Below are 1,040 nucleotides of genomic sequence, written 5' to 3' on the forward strand. Positions count from 1 at the left end.
AGGTCTTTCACCTCCGCTCGAAACACAGCGCCTCACGGCGCACCCACGACCTCCGGCACTCGACCGCGACCCTGCTCCTGGAACAGGGCGTCGAACTCGTCGTCATCAAAGAACTCCTCGGCCACGCCCACATCGGAGTCACCGCCGGCGTCTACGCCCACGTCCGCCTCCGCCTCCAGCGCCAAGCCATCGACACCCTCGGCGACGCCCTCAGCCCCACTGGCGACGCCCCCGACGACCCACCCGCCACAGCCGTCGTCCGCTGACGTTGCCGTCACCGTTGCCGTCAAGACCCCCAGAAGCCCCGCCGGAGTGTAATCCGGCGGGGCTTCTGGGGGACCATATTAATGATCCGACTCTGGCAATCCGAGTCCGTCGCGGTGAGCCCGCGCAAGGGCACTCTCTTCGAAGCCAATTTTCCCTTCACTGGCAATACGAAGGAGAGCGGTTCTCATGGATGCGTAATCAACATGCGGCGGCACGTCGATTGCCCACAAAGATCCGGTTGCATCAATCTCCCAGGGACAATCAAAGGTGCGGAGCGTGGCGTCGACTTCTCCTTCCGCGCCGTCGCCTTTGATGATGACGCGGACCGCCGAATGACCGGACTCAGAAACGAACTCCTCGAACACGAACTCCCTGCGCTCGTGATCAGCCCTGACCCGCACGATATCCCCGAAGGCAACACCCTTCACGTAGAAGGGGGTGTTCCGAACCTGAACCTCCATCTTCACGGAAGTCTTCCCAGTCCAGAGCCGCTCCGCAGACGCACGAGCCCAGTGGGCTGTATCTTCAGGGAGGTCGAAGGCTACCTTGTACAGCCTCTCAGGCTTACCCTCCGACGCTGACTCACCGCCGCTAGGGTTCGAGGAACTCTCTGTGCTCATCGTCCCACTCTTCCATAGTCTTCGTGGACTTATCTCTGTTGCATCGACGGCAGGCCACGGCACCATTATGCTCGCCGCCGTGCCCACCACTGGCCCTCGTACTACAGCCTCAGATCTTGAGGTTGTGATCGGTTCTGTTCGGGTTGTCGCCAG

The 1,040-nt window shown here is 61.8% G+C and carries 2 protein-coding genes; one reads left to right on the top strand and one right to left on the bottom strand.

The genetic code is table 11. The annotated features are described in order from the left end of the window. Nucleotides 1-266 (top strand): tyrosine-type recombinase/integrase (locus RB628_RS40805; protein ID WP_318325693.1); only part of this gene is annotated, 266 nt, incomplete at its 5' end. Between the two features lie 78 nt (nt 267-344). Here the strand turns inward: RB628_RS40805 and RB628_RS40810 are convergent. Then, nucleotides 345-1,040: DUF4265 domain-containing protein (locus tag RB628_RS40810; protein ID WP_318325694.1), on the bottom strand; the 696-nt coding region annotated here is incomplete at its 5' end.

This window comes from Streptomyces sp. ADMS, from assembly GCF_033441795.1.
Classification (GTDB): Bacteria; Actinomycetota; Actinomycetes; order Streptomycetales; family Streptomycetaceae; genus Streptomyces.